The sequence below is a fragment of the Rhodococcus sp. PSi06 genome, from assembly GCF_054960675.1.
Map to the genome: position 1 here is coordinate 211,115 of NZ_JBHNYO010000005.1, position 21,512 is coordinate 232,626.

The following is a 21,512-nucleotide window of genomic DNA, read 5'->3' on the forward strand; positions in this document are numbered from 1 at the left end:
CATGGCATTACTGAACGACAACTCGAGCGGGATGGACGATTTCGGTTACAAGGAATCCCTCGACCGCAGTCTCGGTAAATTCGCCAGCTTCGCCGCGGGCGTCAGCTACATCTCGATTCTCACCGGCACATTCCAGCTGTTCTATTTCGGATTCGGGGCCGCCGGGCCGGCTTACCTGTGGTCGTGGCCCGCGGTCTTCGTGGGCCAACTCTGCGTGGCGCTGTGCTTCATGGAACTGGCGGCGAAGTATCCGGTGGCGGGGTCGGTGTACAACTGGGCGAAGCTGTTGGGCCGCAGAATCGTCGGTTGGTCGGCCGGCTGGCTGATGCTCACTGCCTCGATCGTGACGTTGTCCGCGGTGGCGCTGGCGCTGCAGCTGAATCTGCCTCGCATCTGGAGCGGATTTCAAATCATCGGCGACGGTAGCGGGGCCACGGACTACGCGGCCAACGCAGTTCTGCTCGGTGCCATCCTCATCGCCATCACCACCACGATCAACGCCCTCGGAGTGCGACTCATGGCGATGATCAACAGCGCGGGCGTCTTCATCGAGCTGATCGCGGCGGTGCTGATCGCGATACTGCTCGCGGCCAACATCACGCGTGGCCCCGAAGTGTTCTTCTCCACCAACGGTTACGGTGCGGGTGAGAGCGGTGGCTACCTCGGTGCCTTTCTGGTCGCGTCCTTGGCGTCGGGCTACGTGATGTACGGATTCGACACCGCAAGCTCCCTCGGCGAGGAAACGGTCGAGCCGCGCCGTACGGCTCCCAAGGCGATTCTGCGGGCCATCCTTGCGTCGTTCGTCATCGGTGGGGCAATTCTGGTGTTCGCCGTCATGGCAGCACCGGACCTCGACGATCCATCTCTGGGTAGCCCGGACGGAAGCCTGCAGTCGATCGTGGAATCGGTGATGTGGGGACCGCTCGGGACGATCTTCCTCATCTGCATCGTCATCGCGGTCTTCGTGTGTTCTCTCGCGGTCCATACCGCGGCCATCCGACTGACGTTCGCGATGGCACGAGACAACGCTTTGCCTTTCGGCGAGAGCCTGGCCAAGGTACATCCGAAGACTCAGACGCCCGTGGTGCCGGCGGTGACCATCGGGGTGCTCGCCATCATCATCCTGGTTGTCAACATCGGTCAGCCGCAGATCTTCACGGTCCTTACTTCGATCGCGATCATCATGATCTACCTGGCGTACCTCATGGTCACCGGCCCGCTGCTGGTGAAGCGAGTCAAGGGCCAGTGGCCACCCGAGGATCTGAAGCCGGGTGGTTACTTCACGATGGGCCGGTGGGGTCTGCCGGTCAACATCGCGGCGGTGGTGTGGGGCGCGGGAATGGCGATCAACCTGGCCTGGCCGCGTGAAGCGGTATACGGAACGCCCTGGTACAACACGTTCGGTGCGTTCGTCTACATCGGCGGCATCCTGGCCGTCGGCCTGTTGTGGTACCTGGTCAAGGGGCGCAAGCACATCGGCACTCTGCAATCACATGCCTCCACGGGCGACTAGAAGGAGCGTGCAGTGACAGACACCCAGTTCGATTACGTCGTCGCAGGCGGTGGTACGGCGGGATGTGTTCTCGCCGCCCGGCTGAGCGAGGACCCCTCCGTCAGCGTCTGCCTCGTGGAAGCAGGTCCCACCGACGTCGGCGACAAGGCAATCCTGGAGCTGGTCGAGTGGATGCATCTGCTCGACTCGGGCTACGACTGGGACTACCCCGTCGAACCACAGGAGCGCGGCAACAGTTTCATGCGGCACGCCCGCGCGAAAGTGCTCGGCGGCTGCTCGTCGCACAACTCCTGCATCGCTTTCCACCCGCCCGCCGAAACCCTCGACGATTGGGCTGCGGCCGGCGCAACCGGATGGGGCGCGTCGGACATCCTTCCTTTCGTTTCGCGCGTGGAGAACAACGACACCGGCCGCGGGCAGGGCGGTCCGGTACGGATTCGCGACGTGCCGCCGAACGATCCTTGCGGTGCGGCGGTCCTCGAGTCGGCCGCTGGAACAGGCCTTCCCACGGTTGCTTTCAATCGTGGGAAGACCGTACTCAACGGTGCCGGTTGGTTTCAGATCAATGCGGGGGAGGACGGCTCGCGGATGTCGACCTCCCATGCCTATCTGCACCCGATCATCGGTTCGCGGCCCAATCTCGAGGTGCGCACCGACTGCTGGATCAGCGAGATCCTGATCGACGAGTCATCGACCGCAACCGGGGTGCGGTATCAACGCCCGGACCTCACCGGCTACGACACCGTCTCGGCGCGTCGCGAAGTCATCGTCACGGCCGGTGCCATCGACACTCCGAAGTTGTTGATGCTCTCGGGAATCGGACCGGCGGCGCAGTTGCAGGAGATGGGAATCACCGTTCGGGTCGATTCACCCGGAGTGGGCGAGAACCTCGACGACCACGTGGAGGGTCTCGTGTTCTGGGAGGCGAGCAAGCCGATGGTCACCACATCCTCTCAGTGGTGGGAGATCGGTGTGTTCGCGCAGACCGACCCCTCCCTGAACTATCCGGACATCATGATGCACTACGGCAGCGTCCCGTTCGACATGAACACTCTCCGCTGGGGCTATCCCACCACCGACAACGGGTTCTGCCTGACGCCCAATGTGACTCAGGGGCGCTCACGGGGCACTGTTCGATTGCGCAGCAGGGACTTTCGGGATCGAGCCAAGGTGGATCCCCGCTACTTCACCGATCCCGACGGTCACGACGACGCGGTGATGCTCGCCGGCCTGAAACTCGCTCGCAAGATCGCCGCGGACGGTCCACTCGCGGGCTGGATCGAACGTGAGCTCGCACCGGGGCTCGACGCAGTCACCGACGACGACCTACTCGACTACGTGCACAAGACGCACAACACGGTCTACCACCCGGCGGGCACTGCCCGGATGGGATCGCTCGACGATCCCATGGCCGTTCTCGATCCCGAGCTTCGCGTCAAGGGAATCGCGCATCTGCGCGTCGTCGATGCGTCGGCTATGCCGAAGCTGCCGTACGTCAATCCCAACATCACGGTGATGACCATGGCGGAGAAATGCGCCGACCTGATCCGTGGCGGATAGAACCACGCTTGCCGACTTTCTCGGCGCGCATCCACCGTTCCAAGGCGCAGTACCGGCCGCACTGACCGAGATCGCCGCAGCAGCAACCGAAATCGATTATGCGGCCGGTGCCTGGGTCCTGGGCCCGACGCCGAGGCCGGATACTGCCGACACCGTATGGGTGGTGCGCACCGGCCGGGTGGTGATCGTGCACCCCGACGACACCCCGCCCTCCGACGGGCCGATCGACACGATCGGCCCGGGAGGGGTCTTCGGTTTCTCGGCTTTGTTGGCCCGTGAGACGGTCGAATTCTGTGCGCTCGCAACGGAGCCGAGCACTGTTCTGCGGTTGCCCGGCGACCTCGTTCGTCCGTTGTTCGAGGCGTCGACCGGGCCGGCGTTTCCGGCCGATGCGGTCGACTCCTCTTCCGAGGACCGCGGTGGCCCGGCGGAAAGCAGCGCCGGCCGGACCGTCGGCGACGTGGTTTCCGCACCGACAGTGTTCACCTCCGTCGGTACCTCCGTCCGAGACGCGGTGCGGCACATGACCGAGCAAGGCAGTTCGTACGTTCTCGTTCCGCTTCGAGGTTCGCGGTACGGCATCTTCACCGACCGTGATCTTCGAGTACGCGTGGTTGCCGCCGGAATCGGCGTCGACACCCCGATCGAGCAGGTCATGACGTCTCCGGCCGAGACCGTCACCGCCGATCGGCTTGCCGGCACCGTCCTGATGGACATGCTCGAACTGGGGCTGCGGCACATGCCCGTGTTGTCCGATCGAGGCGAGGTTCTCGGCGTCGTCGAGGATTCCGATCTCCACGCGGCGTCCACCCGGCGCAGCTTCGTGGTCCGCCGAGCCGTGGCTGCGGCAACGACATCCGTCGAATTGGCCGAGGCAGGAAAACTCGTCCCGCGCCTGGTGATGGATCTGTTTCGGGGCGGGACCGACGCGCTTGCGGTCAGCGCAATTCTGTCCGTCGTGGTCGACAGCCTCGTCCGTCGGGCCGTCGAGATCGAATGGTCGGCGCGGCCCGATGTGCCGCGCGACCGGTTCGCCTGGATCACCCTCGGCAGTGTCGCCCGTCGAGAGGCCATGCCGTCCTCCGATGTGGACAGTGCTTTGACCTGGGCAGACGACACGCCGGATCCGGACGCGCGCGGGCAGCCGAACCCGGTGCCGCGAACCCGTGACGAGGTACTGATGGACCTGGCCGCTCGCGTGCACGCGAATCTCGACGGTGCCGGACTGCCGTCGGACACCAACGGTGCGGTTGCGAGCTCGGCCAGGTTCGCGCGCTCGGCCGGCCAATGGGAAAGCGCCGCAGCCCATTGGCTCAACGACCCTTTCGGTGACCGTGGCACAGCAGCATCCTCTGGTCGCTCGTCGCGCTCCACTCCGGTCGGCGACCCCGGCCTCATCATGTCGTCGTTGATGATCGACGGCAGAGTGGTGTGGGGACGCAAGGCCCTGAACACCGTTCCGGAAGCCTATCGCCGGCTGCTGGTCGATCACCCCGATGCGTTGCGGTTGCAGTTGCGCAACGCACTGGCGGGCAGGGCCCGACTGCGCTCGTTGCGAGATGTGCTCGCTCGGCGCGGCGGGACGTTCGACCTCAAGGCCCATGCGCTCACTCCCATCGTCAACCTCGCCCGTTGGGGTGGGCTCTCGGTCGGCATGGCATCCGCCTCGACCCCCGCACGACTCGCGGCAGCGTCGGGCAACGGCATGCTCACCGACGGCGACGTGGCGACACTCACCGAGGTCTTCGTCGTGCTGCAGCGGCTTAGGCTCTCGCACCAAATCGACCAGATCGGTGCCGGCCACCGACCCGGTGACGTGCTGGTCATGGCGGATCTGTCGCCCCTCGAGCGCAGTCTGCTCACCGACGGAGTTCGAGAGATCGCAGCGGTGCAGCGCCGGGTCGGCTACCTGGCCGCCAATGTCGGCGTGCATCGCTGACCGCCAACGACCAGACTGTGTGCCGTGACCACCAATCCCGTGAGCGTCCCTACCCCGTCCACCGTCGAGCACACTCGGTTGGCGGAATCGCCCGGGGTCAGTGGCCCGTGGCGTCAATGGGGCCCGTACATGGCCGGACGGCAGTGGGGCACCGTACGCGAGGACTACTCGGAAGACGGAAACGCCTGGGCATCCTTCCCGTTCGATCAAGCGCACAAGCGGGCCTACCGCTGGGGTGAAGACGGCATCGGTGGAATCTGCGATCGCTTCGGTTTTCTCAATTTCTCGTTGGCGCTGTGGAATCGCAAGGATCCCATTCTCAAGGAACGGCTGTTCGGCCTCGCCAACGAGGAGGGCAATCACGGCGAGGACGTCAAGGAGTATTTCTGGGCGGTCGATGGAACACCGACACACAGTTGGATGCAGTGGCTCTACCGGTATCCGCATGCGGAGTACCCCTATGCCCTCTTGCGGGAAGAGAATTCGCGACGCGGTCGCGACGATCGCGAGTACGAGTTGGGCGATACCGGCGTCCTCGACGAGAACAGGTTCTTCGACGTGCAGGTCACGTATGCGAAGGCGTCACCCGACGACATCTGCATCACCATCTCCATCACGAACCACGGACCCGAAACCGCGTCGGTCGATCTGCTGCCGCACCTGTGGCTGCGCAACACGTGGTCTTGGGGACGCGACGACCGCGGCGGTGCGCTGACCCAACTGACTCGGCCGGACCTGCTGGCGGGTGGCCTCGAAGCCGTTGCCGTCGACCACGGATTTCTGGGTCGCTACTACCTGAGCGCCGAGGGTGCGCCTGCAGTTATGTTCTGCGACAACGAAACCAACGCCGAAGCTCTGTGGGGCCAGGAGAACCTTTCGGCCTATCCCAAGGACGGCATCGGGCGACGAGTCGTCGACGGTGAAGTGGGTGCCGTCAATCCCGAGCAGACCGGCACGAAAGCTGCCTTCTGGTACCGGTTCGACGATATCGCCCCCGGTGCAACCGAATCGGTGCGATTGCGTCTGTCGCCGAACCGGCCGGACGAGCACACGTTCGGACCCGGGTTCGACGCGGTCTGCGCCGACCGGCGCGTGGAAGCGGACGAGTTCTACGACGCGGTGATCGGCGCGGAACTCGATGCCGCCGACCGGCACGTCGCGCGCCGCGCCTACGCGGGACTGCTGTGGAGCAAGCAGCTCTATCGCTACGACGTCGAGCAGTGGATCGAGGGCGACAAGGTCGGTGCGCCGGCCCCGGAATCGAGACAGGACCCCGGAGGCCGAAACGCGCACTGGCGGCACCTGGCGCTGGCGGACGTGATCTCGATGCCCGACGAATGGGAATACCCGTGGTTCGCGGCGTGGGACTTGGCCTTCCACGCGATCCCGCTGGCTCACGTGGACCCGGACTTTGCCAAGGAACAGTTGGTCCTGATGTGCCGGGAATGGGCCATGCATCCCAACGGTCAACTGCCGGCCTACGAGTGGGAGTTCGGTGACGTCAACCCGCCCGTGCACGCATGGGCGGCCTGGCATGTCTACCGGATCGACGGCTACCGGGATCGGGAATTCCTGGTGCGGGTGTTCACCAAATTGCTGCTGAACTTCGCATGGTGGGTGAACCGCAAGGACTCCGAGGGGTCCAACATCTTCGAGGGTGGATTTCTCGGAATGGACAACATCGGATTGTTCAACCGATCCGCACCGCTGCCACCGGGTTTTCGCCTCGAACAGTCCGACGCGACGAGCTGGATGGCGTTCTACTGCCAGCAGATGTTCAAGATCGCACTCGAGCTCGCTCGGCACGACAGTGCCTGGGACGACGTGGCGACGAAGTTCTTCTCGCACTTCCTCTCGATCGCGAAGGCCGTCAATTCGTTCGGCTCTCAACATATTTCGCTCTGGCACGAGGAAGACGGGTTCTTCTACGACGTTCTGGTCCAACCCCAGGGTGATGCGGTACCCATGCGGGTGCGCTCGATGGTCGGTCTGCTTCCTATTCTCGGAGCCACGGAAATTCCGCCGTGGGTCGAGGCCGAGTGCCCCGATCTCGCGGCGCGGCTGCGATGGGTGCAACACCGCCGGCCGGAGATGGTCTCACCGCTGCTGGCGCGCCGGGAAGGCAACGAGGTACGACTGCTGCTCACACTCGTGCAGCCCGAACGCCTCAAACGAATTCTCTCCCGCATGTTCGACTCGGAGGAGTTTCTGTCGGAGTTCGGCATTCGGTCGTTGTCCGCGTCGTACCGTGAGCCCGTCACGTTCGACGTAGACGGTCGCAGCCTGTCCATCGAGTACGAACCGGGGGAGTCGCGCACCGGGATGTTCGGCGGCAACTCCAATTGGCGTGGTCCGGTGTGGTTCCCGGTGAACGTGTTGCTGGCCGACAAGCTCCGCGCGTACGGCCGTTACTACGGCGACTCGTTCACCATCGAGATTCCCACCGGATCGGGAAACCACCGCACTCTGACCGACGCGGCGGATCTGATCGACAACGGTCTCGCCGGACTGTTCCGTCCTGCGGACGGTAAGCGTCCTGCGGACGGCAAGCGCATCGAGTCGAGTTCCGATCCACTGTGGAGTGAGCACCCCACCTTCAACGAATACTTCGACGGGGACACCGGCGAGGGGCTCGGGGCCACCCACCAGACGGGGTGGACTGCATTGGTTGCGCACCTGCTCAGGCCACGTCTTCCGCTGTGAGGGCCTGCGGACCGTGTGAGTGGAACTTCGTAGTGGGCTACGAAGTGTTTTCGGGTCGTTCCGCGGGCTCCACTCCAAATCCACGCACATACGGCGCAGCCGCATAGTCTGGCGGAATGAAGATTCGCGGCGCTGTACTCGAAGAAATCGGCCGATCTCGTCCCTTCGCGGACTCGCATCCCATCACCGTCTCCGATCTCGAACTCGGTGCACCGGGCGACGGGGAACTGCTCGTCAGAATCGAAGCTGCCGGCCTGTGTCATTCGGATCTGTCCGTGGTCGACGGCAATCGAGTCCGCCCGGTTCCGATGTTGCTCGGCCACGAGGCCGCCGGACGGGTCGAGGAAGTGGGCGCGGGCGTCGACGACATCGCGGTCGGGACCCGTGTGGTGATGACCTTCCTGCCGCGGTGCGGCGAGTGCGCCGGGTGCGCCACCGACGGCCAGATGCCCTGTGTCGTGGGAAGCGCGTCGAACAATGCCGGTACGTTGCTCGGCGGCGACATCAAATTGCACCGTGACGGTGACGAGATCAAACATCACCTCGGAGTCTCCGGCTTCGCGACACATGCTGTGGTCAGTCGCAAATCGGTGGTGCCGGTCGACGACGACATCCCAGCCGATATCGCGGCGGTGCTGGGCTGCGCAGTGCTCACGGGCGGCGGCGCAGTTCTCAATGCCGGCACGCCGAAGCCGGGACAATCGGTGATGGTCGTCGGTCTCGGCGGAGTGGGTATGGCGGCAGTGCTGACCGCGGTATCGATCGGTGCCGGTGAGGTCATCGGTGTCGACGGCGTTCCCGACAAGCTCGTCACCGCAACCGATCTCGGTGCAACGCAGGTCTTTTCACCCGCCGAAGTGGCCGAGAAGGGTATCAAGGCCGATATAGTCATCGAGGCCGCAGGTAACGCCCGCGCGTTCGAAACTGCAGTCGGCGCAACGGCTCCCGGTGGTAAGACCATCACCGTCGGTCTGCCCTCTCCCGACGCCCGTTCCTCGATTTCGCCCCTGGGTCTGGTGGCGGAGGCGCGCACCATCATCGGCAGCTACCTGGGCTCGGCCGTCCCGGCACGCGACATTCCGACCTATGCCCAGATGTGGCGCGAGGGTCGGCTGCCCGTCGAAAAGTTGATCTCCTCACGCATCACGCTGGACGAGATCAACCGCGGTATGGACGAACTGGCCGACGGCAAGGCGATTCGTCAGGTCATCGTCTTCGACTGACCGTCAGCGGTGCGCGGCGGTGGCCACCCACCGCCCGCGCTGCTTCGTGATCTCGATGGGATGGTCGAAACAGGCACTGATGTCGGCGGTGGTCAGCACGGTGTCCACTGGCCCTTGCGTCAGCACCTTGCCGTCGCGGACCAGTAGCGCATGGGTGGTCGAAACAGGAATTTCCTCGAGGTGATGCGTCACCAGAATGCTGGCCAGGCTCGGGTGTTCGGCGCGCAGCGAATCCAGAGCGCTCAGAAGTTGTTCGCGGGCAGCGAGATCGAGGCCGGTGGCGGGCTCGTCCAGCAGCAGGATCGCTGGATCCGGAAGCAGCGCGCGAGCGATGAGCGCTCGGCCGCGTTCTCCCTGCGAAAGGGTGTGCCATGACGACTCGACGCGGTGACCTACCCCGAGGGACTGGATCAGACGATGAGCGCGTGCGATCTGGTCCTCGTCGGCCGACCATCGGGGAATCAGGTCCGGGGTGTTGGTGAGCCCGGTCAGCACCACCTGGAACAACGTCAGCGAAGCTTCGATCCTCAGCCGGGGATCAACGTGCCCGATGTGCGTGCGCAGTTCCCTCATGTCCACTCGGCCGAGGCGATGGCCCAGCACGTGCACGGCACCGTGAGTGGGGTGGACGACGGCACCGAGCAAGCTGAGCAGGGTGCTCTTCCCGGCACCGTTGGCTCCGAGCAATACCCAATGTTCGCCCTCGTGCACCTTCATCGTCGCGTCGCTGAGGAGGTACCGGCCGCCGCGGACGAGATCGACTCGGTTGGCGAACAGAACTGTGGACGTCACCGGACGACCGTAGCTGCCGGTGCGGTGTGCGGGGAAAGTAGGCTCTGAGGTCGGTAGGGCCTGGAGACGACGACGAAAAGAGTGGACAAGACGTGAGTGCAACGGCACCTGTTCGGGTAGGGGTACTGGGATCGCGCGGAAAAGTGGGGCAGGCAATCTGCGCTGCCGTCGAGGCAGCCGGCGACCTCGAGCTCGTGGCCACCGTCGATCAGGGTGATCCGTTGGCGAACTTCGTCGATTCCGGCGCTCGGGTCGTGGTCGATTTCACCCATCCCGATGTGGTGATGGACAACCTTCAGTTCCTCATCGAACACGGCATCCATGCCGTTGTGGGCACCACCGGTTTCGACGAGCAGCGGCTCGAACAAGTTCGTGAGTGGCTGGCTGGATCGCCGGAAACGGGAGTTCTGATTGCCCCCAACTTCGCCATCGGAGCGGTGTTGTCGATGCGCTTCGCCCAGCAGGCCGCTCGGTTCTTCGACTCGGTCGAGGTGATCGAACTGCATCACCCCAACAAGGCCGACGCCCCGTCGGGGACGGCGTATCGCACCGCCGCGCTGATCGCCGAAGCGCGGGCAGCCGTCGGCACTGCGCCCAGTCCCGACGCGACGACGACCGAACTCGACGGTGCTCGCGGCGCCGACGTGGACGGGGTACGCGTGCATTCGATCAGGCTCGCGGGACTCGTTGCGCACCAAGAGGTTCTGTTGGGCACTCAGGGCGAGACACTGACTATCCGGCACGACTCGCTCGACCGGACTTCTTTCGCTCCGGGCGTGCTGCTCGGAGTTCGAGAGATCGCAACTCGGCCCGGCCTGACCGTCGGGCTCGACCCACTACTGGATCTGTGAGCTGATCGACTGTGAACAAAGCGACCAAAGTCGTCGCCATCATCGCGGTGATGGTGCTGATCCTCGGCTTCTACTTCTTCTTGCTCGGACAGCGCGGCGTGACGCTGATTCAGAACGGCGGCGTCGCCAGTATCGCTCTCGGTATCGGGGTCATCCTGCTACCGATCGTCGGACTGTGGATCGTATGGGCGACGCTCAAAGCAGGTTTCGATCATCAGCGCCTGGCGTCGCGCATTCGAGAGGAAGGCCTGGAACTCGACGTCGACGATCTCCCGCGGAGGCCGTCGGGGCGAATCGAACGCGACGCCGCCGACGAGCTGTTCCAGCAGATCAAGACCGAGTGGGAAGAGGATCCGGACAACTGGCGAAACTCCTACCGGCTGGCGCGCGCATACGACTACGCGGGTGACCGGGGACGAGCTCGCGAGACCATGAAACGTGCTGTGGCACTGGAACGGGCGGAGAGCTGACGGTCGATGGCGCGTACTCTGCTGGTGGTTCACCACACCCCGAGCCCGCTCACTCGCGAGTTGCTCGAGGCCGTTCTCGCCGGTGCGCGTGATCCGGAGATCACCGGCGTCGACGTGCGGGGTGTACCCGCGCTCGGTGCCACAATCCCGGACGTACTCGGTGCCGACGGTTTCCTCTTCGGCACGCCTGCCAACTTCGGCTACATGAGCGGGGCGCTCAAGCACTTCTTCGACACGGTCTACTACCCGTGCCTCGATGCTGTTGCCGGAAAGCCCTACGGCGCATGGATCAACGGAAACAACGATACCGTGGGTGCCGCGCGCGGTATCGAAGCAATCGCGTCGGGCTGGGGACTCGCGAAGGTGATCGACACCGTGCACATCGCCGAAGGCGGCAAGGTTGCTCGGGAGCGCTGCTACGAACTGGGCGGCACCGTATCGGCCGGATTGTCCGACTGACGAGTCCGGGGCTTGTCCGTCGGGAAACGGGTCGACGCAGCCGGCCGATACGCTTCGGTCGGTTCTGCGACGCTACTGAATCAGTCGGAGTTCTCGGGGGAGTACGGACTCAGAATGTCGTCGGCCGGGATCGGTAGGGGAATCTCGAGCAGTCGCTCCGGCCAACTCGGATACGCGGGTCTTATCCACACTCGGTTGTCGTCGAGTTGCGTCATCAGCACCCGCCGCCACGGCCAATCCGCCTGCGGTGCAAGCAGATCGGTCTCGGCCTCCAGGGGGAGGGGTGCCTTCGTCCAGTGTGGGGCAGACAGCGATGCCAGACCGCGATCTTCGAGGTGGGCGATTGCAGTCTCGATCGGGACGCCCTGCGCAACGGTGATACCGGCGGGATTGACGGCGTCGACGGTGTAGCCGTCGTCGTGTTCGTCCTGTGCCGTCGTGCCGTGGGCGACAGTCCACCCGATCACCTCGCCGTCGGAGGCTCGCTTGACCGGCAATCTGCTATGCCACCGTTCGATGTCCACTTCCTCGAGGATACGCGGTCCGAGTAAGTGAGTTCGGCGAAGAAACTATGTCCGATTGTGAGCAGGCAGGGCGGTACTCGTGTTTGACTGCAGGGGATAGTTGATATTTGTACCGCTCTCCATACCAAGGGATTTCGATGACCCTCCCCATTCTCGACCGCTCCAGAATTGTTGCCACACCGGAGTGGAGCCGCTGGTTGATACCTCCGGCAGCCCTCTCGATTCACCTGGCCATCGGGTCTGCATACGCGTGGAGCGTCTTCAAGAACGCCATCTCGCAGTCCGACGCACTCGGCCTCAGCGGAACCGTCACCGCGATACCGTTTCAGCTCGCCATCGTCATGCTCGGCCTGTCGGCCGCGATCTTCGGAACCAGAGTGGAGAAGAACGGCCCGCGCTGGGCAATGGCGGTCTCCCTGGTCTTTTTCGTGTCGGGATTGCTGATCTCCGCTCTCGGGATGGCGATCGGGCAGTTCTGGCTGGTGATCTTCGGCTACGGGTTCGTCGGCGGCATCGGCCTCGGCATCGGATACATTTCGCCGGTCTCGACGCTGATGAAGTGGTTCCCGGACCGGCCGGGAATGGCCACCGGTATCGCCATCATGGGCTTCGGTGGTGGCGCGCTCATCGCGTCTCCGCTCACCAGCCAGCTGATGGTCAATTTCGGTGGCTTCACCGATGGTTCGATCGCCAAGACGTTCCTCACGCTGGGCGTCGGATACGCAGTGTTCATGGCTCTGGGCGTCACACTCATCAGAGTTCCTGCCGAGGGGTGGACACCGGCCGGCTGGACCCCACCGGCCTCCTCGGCGATGATCTCGACGCACAACGTCTCGGCCGCGAATGCGGTCAAGACCCCGCAGTTCTGGCTGTTGTGGGTTGTGTTGTGTTTCAACGTCACTGCCGGCATCGGAATTCTCGAGCGAGGCTCGGGCATCTATCAAGACTTCTTTCCCGACGCGACCTCGCCGGAGTCTCTGGCCGCTGCAGCCGCCGGGTTCGTGGCGTTCCTGTCACTGACCAACATGATCGGACGGTTCGTCTGGTCGTCGGTCTCCGATGTGGTGGGTCGTAAGAACATCTACCGGATGTACCTGGGCATCGGCGCGTTGCTCTACCTATACATCGCGTTGTTCACCAACACCAACAAGATCCTGTTCATGGTGTCGGCGCTGTTGATCCTGTCGTTCTACGGGGCGGGATTCGCGACCGTACCCGCGTATCTGAAGGACCTCTTCGGTACGTATCAAGTGGGTGCGATCCATGGACGACTGCTCACCGCCTGGTCGGTGGCAGGAGTGCTGGGGCCGCTGATCGTCAACGCCATCGCCGACGCCGGGGAGCCGGGAACCACCGGCCGATACCTCCCGGCCTTCTACGTGATGATCGGGTTGTTGGTGGTCGGGTTCCTGGCCAACGAAGCCATCAAACCGGTGGCGTCCAAATTCCACGAAACCGATTCGGCCGACACCGCCGAGTCGACGACCTCGACAGGAGCACAGGAATGACCACGGCGCGGATGCAGGGAACCACGGTCGTTGCATGGCTGTGGGTGTCGGTGCCGTTCGCCTACGGACTGTACGAGCTGATCCTCAAGGCGAAGAACCTCTTCAGCACCTGACGCGTTGTGTCGGTGTCTCGTGACAGGGTGGGCCGATGGCAGACATGAGCGCCTCCTCGGCTCGTCGTACCGCCCTGGCCGCCCAAGGACTGGCGTCGACGAGATCGCGTACACGGCCGGCAAGCAAGAATGCCGTGCACGCAGCTATCGACACCACCGGCTTGTTGCAGATCGACTCCGTATCTGTCGTGGTGCGAGCTCATTACGCCCCGGTGTTCAGTCGAGTCGGGGTCTACGACAGGAAGATCGTCGACGACGCCGCTTGGTCCGACACCGCACGTCGTCCCCGGCGGTTGGTCGAATACTGGGCGCACGAGGCAGCGCTGCTGCCGGTGGAGGACTGGCCGCTCATGCGGTGGCGCATGGAGCTGTACCGACACGGTCGATGGGGTGGAGCTGCCCGCATACTCGACCGTGAACCGACGCTGGTGGATGACGTCCTCGCCGTGATCGGTGATCACGGCGCGGCCAGTGCGGGAGAGATCGAGAAGCATCTCGACGTGGACAAGCCCGGGCGCAAGGGGCCGTGGTGGGACCGCAGCGACGTCAAGATCGTCTGTGAGCAGCTCTTCGCGGCCGGAGTGGTGACCGTGCCGGCCCGGGCCGGGTTCGTCCGGCAGTACGAGCTCAGCGAACGAGTTTTTCCCCACGCCGTGCTGAACAGACGTGTCGAAGAATCGGATGCGGTGCGGGCTCTGATCGAGAAGTCCGCTCGCGCACTGGGAATCGGGACCGAGCCGGACTTGCGGGACTACTATCGGCTCTCCCAGAAACAGTCGAAGGCCGCGATCGTCGATCTGGTCGAGGACGGGGTTCTCGAGCAGGTGAATGTCCGTGGGTGGAACGCACCGGCGTATCTGCACCGCGACGCCAGAACTCCGCGAACCGCCACTGCTGCGGCTCTGCTGTGCCCGTTCGACCCGATGATCTTCTTCCGGCCTCGGGTGGAGCGGATCTTCGGATTCCACTACCGCATCGAGATCTACACCCCGCAGCACAAGCGGATTCACGGCTACTACGTCTTTCCTTTCTTGCTCGACGGCCACTTGGTGGCACGCGTCGACCTCAAGGCGGTGCGGGCACAGTCCGAACTGCACGTTGTCGCGGCCTTCGTCGAGGGAGACCGCGACGCCCGCGACATCGCTCCACGACTACGGGACGTTCTCCGGGAGATGGCCGACTGGCTCGACCTCGAACGTGTGGTGGTGGGGGAGCGAGGTGACCTCGTCGCCGCGTTGCGCTGAACTCGGCCGATGTGCATGCCGGCAGGATCGGTGCCAGACTTTCTGCTGTGACTTCGCGCCCAACCGAGACCGCGTCCGAACTTCCGCCTCAGGTCGTCGTCCTGTTCGGGGCGACGGGAGATCTGGCCAAACGAAAACTCTTGTCCGGCATGATGCACCTGGCCCTGTCCGATCTCGCGCCGAACATTCGAGTCGTCGGAACGTCGCTGGAAGAGATGTCGACCGACGAATTTCGGGCTCTCGCCCGGGAATCGATCAACACGTACTCCAGTCGTAAAGTCGGCGACGATCAGTGGCGGCATTTCGCGTCACGGTTGACCTACGTATCGCAGAAGGCTGGACCGGCTGCGTTGGGGGAAGCAGTGGCCGAAGCCGAGATCGACCTCGGCGGCAGTGTCCGACGACTCCACTACCTATCCGTTCCGCCGAGAGCGGCTCTGGCCGTGGTGGATACGCTGGCGTCGGCCGATCTGGTGAAGCGATCGAGAATCATCATGGAGAAGCCGTTCGGCACCGACCTCGAGAGCGCGATCGCGTTGAACGCGCGGGTGCACGAGACGTTCGACGAGGACCAGATCTTCCGAATCGATCACTTCCTCGGGAAGGAACCGGCCCAGAACATTCTGGCGTTCCGTTTCGCCAACGGCTTGTTCGAGCCGATCTGGAACCGCAACTTCATCGATCACGTCCAGATCGACATTCCGGAAAAGCTTGCGCTCGACGGTCGAGCAGGGTTCTACGAGTCCACCGGCGCGTACAAGGACATGGTGGTCACTCACCTCTTCCAGGTACTTGCGTTCATGGCCATGGAACCGCCGACAGCACTCGAGCCGCGTGCGATCGGGGAAGAGAAGAACAAGGTGTTTCGGTCGATGGTCCCGCTGGACCCGAAAAATGTTGTGCGAGGACAATATACGGGATACCGATCGGAGGAGGGTGTAGCTCCCGATTCCGATACCGATACCTTCGTGGCCCTCAAATGCGAAATAGACAATTGGCGGTGGGCCGGTGTGCCCTTCTATCTGCGCAGCGGCAAACGTCTTGCCGAAGGCCAACGGATCATCTCGATCGCGTTCCGAGAGCCGCCGAAAAGTATGTTCCCGGCCGGCTCCGGGGTCGGCGCGCAAGGCCCGGATCATCTGACCTTCGACCTGGCAGACGCATCCAAGGTGTCGTTGTCGTTCTACGGCAAGCGCCCCGGGCCCGGGATGCGTCTGGACAAACTGAGCATGCAGTTCGCCATCCACGAGACCGAACGTGCCGGCGACGTACTCGAAGCCTACGAACGTTTGATCCTCGACGCCATGTACGGCGATCACACCCTTTTCACCACGGCCGAGGGAATCGAACGTCTCTGGCAGGTCTCCGCGCCGTTGCTCGCCGACCCACCTCCGGTACGGCTCTACTCACCGGGATCCTGGGGTCCCAACGCAATTCATCAGCTCATCGCACCGCACGCCTGGCGGTTGCCGTTCGAGCGAGAGTGGCGCGAGAAGAAGTAGCGACCCCGATACTCAGTTGTTCCAACTGATACTCAGTTGTTCCAACCACGGTCCTTGCGCATCTGATCACGCAGTGCGCCCTGAACTGCTTGCGACAACCACGAATTCAGTGACACGCCCCTGTTGTTGGCGGCGTCCTCCGCGCGTTCCTTGATCTGTTCGACCAGTCGAAGCGTCACTCGTCGCACTTCCCCGGAGACGTCGTCCATCGTCGGGTAGTCCTCGGCCTCGGGTGCGTCGGTGATGCCCATGTCCACGATCGGGACGTCGCGTCGAACGTCGACATGCGCCTGCGACCCGTCGAGTCGGACAGTGACGGTGTGATCCTCCAGGGCGTTCGACACCTCGGCCGCAAAATCGGACAGCGCGGTCAGCAACATCAATTTCGCCGACGCCTCCGCAGTCTTGCCGAGAGCCTCGGCCGTCTGGCGGGTGTGTTCGTCTCCCAGGGCCGCAGCCGCGAGCAGATCGGTGCGCAGTGTCTGGGTGTACTCGTCCAATTCCATGACGCCAGTGTGGCGTCATAAGTGACGTCAGTCAAGGCGCGGGTGGCGTCGTGCGATTCGTGATGACGCCACGCGTCGACCGAAACGGCAGATCGCCCTTAGTGTTGTGCGGTGTCATCAGAAATCGAACGCAGAGCGGTGCCCCGAACGGTGTCGCTGAAAGTGCAACTCGTTGCTCGGACCGAATTCGTCCCGCCGGCGGACATCCCGTGGGAGACCGACGCCGACGGCGGACAAGCTCTGGTCGAGTTCGCCGGCCGTGCGTGCTATCAAAGTTGGTCCAAACCCAATCCTCGGACCGCCACCAACGCGTCGTACCTGCGCCACCTGCTCGACGTCGGACACCTGTCGGTGCTCGAACACGCGAGCGTGAGCTTCTACATCACCGGCATTTCCCGGTCGTGCACGCACGAGCTGATTCGCCACCGGCACTTCTCCTACTCTCAGCTCTCGCAGCGTTTCGTTCCCGAGCACGACGCCAACGTCGTTGTGCCACCGGCGATCGAGGGTGACCCCGAACTCGAAGCACTGTTCGCGTCCGCGACGGAGGCGTCCCGCGCGGCGTACACCGAATTGCTCGGTGCCCTCGAAGGCAAGCTGGAGTCGGTCACCAATGCCGCGTTGCGAGGCAAGCAGGCACGGCAGGCAGCGAGATCGGTACTGCCGAACGCCACCGAGACACGCGTGGTGGTGAGCGGAAACTACCGCGCGTGGCGGCATTTCGTGTCTATGCGTGCCTCGGAGCATGCGGACGTGGAGATCCGCCGCGTCGCCGTCGAATGTCTGCGTAAGCTCGTGGCAGTGGCTCCGGACGTGTTCGGCGACTTCGAAATCTCGACCTTGCCGGACGGGACGGAAGTGGCTCGCAGCCCGTTCGTGACCGAGGTGTAGCGACGAGGTTCGGTTCGAGCTCGATCGGGTATACCCGGTCGAGCGTCGGCGGGAGTCCCGCTGCGCGAGAGTGGGTAATCCACCGGGTAATCTGCTGCCATGACCTACGGTGACGCCGCTCCTTCCGTTGCGCCTGTGTTCGGTACGGTGCTCACCGCGATGGTGACCCCGTTCACAGCGGACGGCAAGTTGGATATCGACGCGGGCGTTCGCCTGGCACATCACCTCGTCGAGCAGGGCAACGACGGTTTGGTTCTGGCGGGCACGACGGGCGAGTCGCCGACCACCACCGAGAACGAGAAGCTCGAATTGCTGCGAGCCGTGATTGCCGCAGTGGGTCATCGCGCCCGCATCATCGCCGGGGCCGGAAGCAACGACACCGCGCACAGCGTGGAATTGGCACGCGATGCCGCACGTGCCGGCGCGCACGGTCTCCTCGTGGTCACCCCGTACTACTCGCGGCCACCGCAGGCCGGGTTGTACGCACACTTCACTGCCGTCGCCGACGCCACCGACCTGCCGGTGATGCTCTACGACATTCCTCCGCGATCGGTCGTCCCGATCGAGACCGAGACACTGCGTCGCCTCGCCGAGCACCCGCGCATCCTGGCCGTGAAGGACGCCAAGGGCGACCTGAACGCCGGTGCGGAACTGATTGCGTCGACCGGTCTGCAGTTCTACTCGGGCGACGACCCCCTGAACCTTCCGTGGCTCTCGGTGGGAGCCACCGGATTCGTCAGCGTCATCGGCCACCTGGTTCCCGCGCGACTGCGCGAACTGCACACCGCGTTCATGATGGGCGATATCGCCCGGGCGCAAGCGATCAACGTCAGCCTCATCCCGGTCATTCGCTCGGTCGCACGCCTCGGTGGCGTCAGCGCCTCGAAGGCCGGGCTGCGCCTCATCGGAATCGATGTGGGCGAACCACGACTTCCCCAGGTGCCACCGAGCATCGACCACATCGAATTGCTCGCAGCAGAGCTGCGGGCGGCAGGAGTTCTTGTATGACACGACCTAACAGATCGCGCGGACGCGCAACCCGAAACGCCGGACCACCATCCGAGCGTCCCGCTGCGAAGCAGGGTCAACCTTCAGGTGCCCGCCAGGGCAAGCCGATGGTGCAGAATTCCGCCCGGACACAGCGTCCCGACAAGCGTCGTGAGTTCGACCCGACCGAGCGGCTCGGCACCCCGCCGAAGGCCCCCTTCAAGGGCCTCCGAGTGGTCGCGCTCGGTGGAATCGGCGAAATCGGCCGTAACATGACCGTGTTCGAGCATCAGGGCAAGATGCTGATCATCGACTGCGGTGTGCTGTTTCCCGAGGACCAGCAGCCCGGCGTCGACCTGATCCTGCCCGACTTCCGGCACATCGAGAACCGCATGGCCGACGTCGAGGCCGTGGTGCTCACGCACGGTCACGAGGACCACATCGGTGCGGTGCCGTTCTTGCTTCGTCTGCGGCCCGATCTGCCCGTGGTCGGATCGAAGTTCACCCTCGCGTTGGTGGCGGCCAAATGTCGCGAGCATCGGCTGCGGCCGAACCTCGTCGAGGTGATCGAGGGCCAGCACACGCAGCACGGGCCGTTCGACTGCGAGTACTTCGCCGTCAACCACTCCATTCCCGACGCTTTGGCGATCGCCATCAGGACCGACGCTGGTCTGGTGCTGCACACGGGCGACATCAAGCTCGATCAGCTGCCGCTCGACGGTCGTCTGACCGACCTGGCCGGCTTCTCACGGCTCGGCGACGAGGGAGTGGACCTCTTCCTGGTCGACTCCACCAACGCCGAGGTGCCCGGATTCGTCACACCCGAACGTGAGATCGGCGGCGTCCTCGACACCGTCATCGGCAAGGCCAAGCAACGCGTCATCGTCGCGTCGTTCGCCAGTCACGTCCACCGCATTCAGCAGGTCATCGATGTCGCCGAGCGGTACAACCGCAGGGTGGCGTTCGTCGGCCGGTCGATGGTGCGCAACATGCAGATCGCCCAGGACCTGGGCTATCTGCGGGTACCCGACGGCCTCGAGGTCAATGTCGACACTGCCGCAACACTTCCCGACGATCGGTTGGTGCTCATCTCCACCGGGTCGCAGGGTGAGCCGTTGTCTGCACTCTCGCGCATGGCTCGAGGTGAGCACCGCCAGATCAACGTCAAGGCGAACGATCTCGTGGTCTTGGCTTCCTCGCTCATTCCGGGCAACGAGAACTCCGTGTTCGCGGTCGTCAACGGCCTCGCCAAGCGCGGTGCGACCGTCGTGACGCAGCAGAACGCGAAGGTCCACGTCTCGGGTCACGCCTCGGCGGGGGAACTGCTGTACCTGTACAACGCAGTGCGTCCCACCAACGCGATGCCGGTGCACGGGGAATGGCGTCACCTTCGCGCCAACGCCGCCCTGGCGAAAGCGACCGGTGTTGCCGAGGATCGCGTGGTGCTCGCCGAGGACGGCGTGGTGGTCGACATGGTCGACGGTCTCGCCGAGATCGTCGGGCAGGTTCCGGTGGGCCACGTCTATGTCGACGGTCTCTCGGTCGGCGACGTCGGCGACTCGACGCTGTCCGATCGTCTCGTACTGGGCGAGGGCGGCTTCATCGCGATCAGCGTGGCGGTCGATTCGGCTACCGGCCGTGCGGTGACCGCACCCGAGGTGTCCGGTCGCGGATTCTCCGACGACCCGGCTGCACTCAAGGAAGCCGGACAACTCGTCGAGGCGGAACTACAGCGGCTGGCCTCGGACGGAGTCTCCGATACTCATCGCATCGCCCAAGCAGTGCGAAGAGTCGTGGGCCGATGGGTGGCGGACAAGTATCGCCGCAAGCCGATGATCGTTCCGACGATCATCGCGGTCAAGCGGCAACCGCAGTCCTAGAGTTCAGACGAGCAGTCGCCAGAGGCCGATGAGCCCGAGGACGACGATGGCACCGCGCAAGGCCGCCGGCGAGAGCCGGCGGCCGTAGCGTGCTCCGACAGCTCCGCCGATCAGCGACCCCGCAGCGATCAAACCGGCGGCCTGCCAACTGATGTCGTCGAATCGAAAAATCGTGAACGTCACTGCCGCAACGATATTGACCACCAGTGACAGCAAGTTCTTGGCCGCGTTCATGCGCTGCATGGTTTCGGGCAGCAGTGCTCCCATCACACCGATGAGCAAGATGCCCTGCGCCGCAGTGAAATAGCCGCCGTAGATGCCCACCAGCAGTGTCCCTATGGTGACCAGCGTCATTCGGCCGCGTCCGATCTGGTTCGCCGCCTTGCCGGCCGCTTCCGATCGCCGTTTGGCCCAGGCCTGGATCTTCGGTTGTGCGACAACCAGAATCAGCGCACCGATCAGCAGAACCGGAACGACCGAGGCGAACACTTTCTCGGGCAGGTGCAGCAATAGCCAGGCTCCACCGAGCGCTCCGAGAAAAGACGCGGGTAATTGCCATCGCAATCGGTGCCATTGCCCGCGGAGTTCTCGGCGGTACCCCCATGTGCCCGAGACGCTTCCCGCCACCAGTCCGATGGCGTTGGACATCGTGGCGACCACCGGGGGATAACCGAACGCGACGAGCGTGGGGAACGTTATCAACGTTCCGGAGCCGACGACGGCGTTGATCGCACCGGCCCCGAGACCGGCGAGCAGGATGACGAGAATTTCCGATACCGGCACCGTGGGGACGTTACCCAGATGAAGGATCGGAGCCCGCGGCAGGATGCCGCCGATCCGCAGTGGA

19 protein-coding genes are annotated in these 21,512 nt (G+C 64.2%); 15 read left to right on the top strand and 4 right to left on the bottom strand.

What is annotated here, in order from left to right:
• Window position 1 precedes the first annotated feature (1 nt).
• From ACFI9K_RS09120 to ACFI9K_RS09140, 5 genes are all read left to right on the top strand, one after another.
• Window positions 2-1,513, top strand: a complete 1,512-nt coding sequence (locus ACFI9K_RS09120) for an APC family permease (protein WP_462663178.1) — start codon at window positions 2-4, stop codon at window positions 1,511-1,513.
• 12 nt (window positions 1,514-1,525) lie between these two features.
• Complete coding sequence (locus ACFI9K_RS09125) at window positions 1,526-3,073, top strand: GMC family oxidoreductase (protein ID WP_462663179.1); 1,548 nt, start codon at window positions 1,526-1,528, stop codon at window positions 3,071-3,073.
• Complete coding sequence (locus tag ACFI9K_RS09130; protein WP_462663180.1) at window positions 3,063-5,012, top strand: putative nucleotidyltransferase substrate binding domain-containing protein; 1,950 nt, start codon at window positions 3,063-3,065, stop codon at window positions 5,010-5,012. Before ACFI9K_RS09125 ends, ACFI9K_RS09130 begins: the two co-directional genes overlap by 11 nt.
• 24 nt (window positions 5,013-5,036) lie before the next feature.
• Entirely contained in the window at window positions 5,037-7,715 is a 2,679-nt protein-coding gene (locus tag ACFI9K_RS09135; protein WP_462663181.1) for an MGH1-like glycoside hydrolase domain-containing protein, read from the top strand.
• A 116-nt stretch (window positions 7,716-7,831) separates the two neighbouring features.
• Complete coding sequence (locus tag ACFI9K_RS09140) at window positions 7,832-8,938, top strand: alcohol dehydrogenase catalytic domain-containing protein (protein ID WP_462663182.1); 1,107 nt, start codon at window positions 7,832-7,834, stop codon at window positions 8,936-8,938.
• Between the two features lie 3 nt (window positions 8,939-8,941).
• On the opposite strand, the gene ACFI9K_RS09145 is transcribed toward ACFI9K_RS09140, so the two are convergent.
• The gene (locus ACFI9K_RS09145; RefSeq protein WP_462663183.1) at window positions 8,942-9,730 is read right to left on the bottom strand and encodes an ABC transporter ATP-binding protein; all 789 of its coding nucleotides are present in this window, start codon (window positions 9,728-9,730) and stop codon (window positions 8,942-8,944) included.
• Between the two features lie 92 nt (window positions 9,731-9,822).
• Between ACFI9K_RS09145 and dapB the strand changes: the two genes are divergently transcribed.
• From dapB to ACFI9K_RS09160, 3 genes are read left to right on the top strand one after another with little or no spacing between them, the layout of a single operon-like run.
• On the top strand, window positions 9,823-10,581 hold the full coding sequence (gene dapB, locus ACFI9K_RS09150; RefSeq protein ID WP_462663184.1) for a 4-hydroxy-tetrahydrodipicolinate reductase: 759 nt from the start codon (window positions 9,823-9,825) through the stop codon (window positions 10,579-10,581).
• Window positions 10,582-10,631: 50 nt separating this feature from the next.
• Window positions 10,632-11,051 carry a hypothetical protein gene (locus tag ACFI9K_RS09155; protein ID WP_222093533.1) on the top strand — a complete coding sequence of 140 codons (420 nt, stop codon included), beginning with the start codon at window positions 10,632-10,634 and terminating at the stop codon, window positions 11,049-11,051.
• Window positions 11,052-11,057: 6 nt separating this feature from the next.
• Window positions 11,058-11,510, top strand: coding sequence for a flavodoxin family protein (locus tag ACFI9K_RS09160; protein ID WP_462663185.1), 453 nt, complete (start codon window positions 11,058-11,060; stop codon window positions 11,508-11,510).
• Window positions 11,511-11,590: 80 nt separating this feature from the next.
• On the opposite strand, the gene ACFI9K_RS09165 is transcribed toward ACFI9K_RS09160, so the two are convergent.
• The gene (locus ACFI9K_RS09165; RefSeq protein ID WP_462663186.1) at window positions 11,591-12,034 is read right to left on the bottom strand and encodes a hypothetical protein; all 444 of its coding nucleotides are present in this window, start codon (window positions 12,032-12,034) and stop codon (window positions 11,591-11,593) included.
• Between the two features lie 137 nt (window positions 12,035-12,171).
• On the opposite strand from ACFI9K_RS09165, the gene ACFI9K_RS09170 reads away from it, so the two are divergent.
• From ACFI9K_RS09170 to zwf, 4 genes are read left to right on the top strand one after another with little or no spacing between them, the layout of a single operon-like run.
• The gene (locus ACFI9K_RS09170) at window positions 12,172-13,542 is read left to right on the top strand and encodes an OFA family MFS transporter (RefSeq protein ID WP_462663187.1); all 1,371 of its coding nucleotides are present in this window, start codon (window positions 12,172-12,174) and stop codon (window positions 13,540-13,542) included.
• Window positions 13,539-13,655 carry an MFS transporter small subunit gene (locus ACFI9K_RS09175; RefSeq protein ID WP_462663188.1) on the top strand — a complete coding sequence of 39 codons (117 nt, stop codon included), beginning with the start codon at window positions 13,539-13,541 and terminating at the stop codon, window positions 13,653-13,655. The genes ACFI9K_RS09170 and ACFI9K_RS09175 overlap by 4 nt, the downstream gene beginning before the upstream one ends.
• A 35-nt stretch (window positions 13,656-13,690) precedes the next feature.
• Entirely contained in the window at window positions 13,691-14,899 is a 1,209-nt protein-coding gene (locus ACFI9K_RS09180; RefSeq protein WP_462663189.1) for a winged helix-turn-helix domain-containing protein, read from the top strand.
• Window positions 14,900-14,946: 47 nt separating this feature from the next.
• The gene (gene zwf, locus ACFI9K_RS09185; protein ID WP_462663190.1) at window positions 14,947-16,401 is read left to right on the top strand and encodes a glucose-6-phosphate dehydrogenase; all 1,455 of its coding nucleotides are present in this window, start codon (window positions 14,947-14,949) and stop codon (window positions 16,399-16,401) included.
• Window positions 16,402-16,433: 32 nt separating this feature from the next.
• On the opposite strand, the gene ACFI9K_RS09190 is transcribed toward zwf, so the two are convergent.
• The gene (locus ACFI9K_RS09190) at window positions 16,434-16,907 is read right to left on the bottom strand and encodes a hypothetical protein (protein WP_462663191.1); all 474 of its coding nucleotides are present in this window, start codon (window positions 16,905-16,907) and stop codon (window positions 16,434-16,436) included.
• A gap of 138 nt (window positions 16,908-17,045) precedes the next feature.
• On the opposite strand from ACFI9K_RS09190, the gene thyX reads away from it, so the two are divergent.
• The 3 genes from thyX to ACFI9K_RS09205 all read left to right on the top strand — a co-directional run bounded on the left by thyX (window position 17,046) and on the right by ACFI9K_RS09205 (window position 20,665).
• Complete coding sequence (thyX, locus tag ACFI9K_RS09195; protein WP_222093534.1) at window positions 17,046-17,798, top strand: FAD-dependent thymidylate synthase; 753 nt, start codon at window positions 17,046-17,048, stop codon at window positions 17,796-17,798.
• Between the two features lie 99 nt (window positions 17,799-17,897).
• Complete coding sequence (gene dapA, locus ACFI9K_RS09200) at window positions 17,898-18,806, top strand: 4-hydroxy-tetrahydrodipicolinate synthase (RefSeq protein WP_462663192.1); 909 nt, start codon at window positions 17,898-17,900, stop codon at window positions 18,804-18,806.
• 107 nt (window positions 18,807-18,913) lie between these two features.
• Window positions 18,914-20,665 (top strand): ribonuclease J, encoded by a 1,752-nt coding sequence (locus ACFI9K_RS09205; RefSeq protein WP_462663253.1) that lies wholly within the window; start codon window positions 18,914-18,916, stop codon window positions 20,663-20,665.
• Window positions 20,666-20,668: 3 nt separating this feature from the next.
• Here ACFI9K_RS09205 and ACFI9K_RS09210 read toward each other — a convergent pair whose 3' ends face one another.
• Window positions 20,669-21,448 carry a sulfite exporter TauE/SafE family protein gene (locus ACFI9K_RS09210; RefSeq protein ID WP_462663193.1) on the bottom strand — a complete coding sequence of 260 codons (780 nt, stop codon included), beginning with the start codon at window positions 21,446-21,448 and terminating at the stop codon, window positions 20,669-20,671.
• Between the last annotated feature and the right edge of the window lie 64 nt (window positions 21,449-21,512).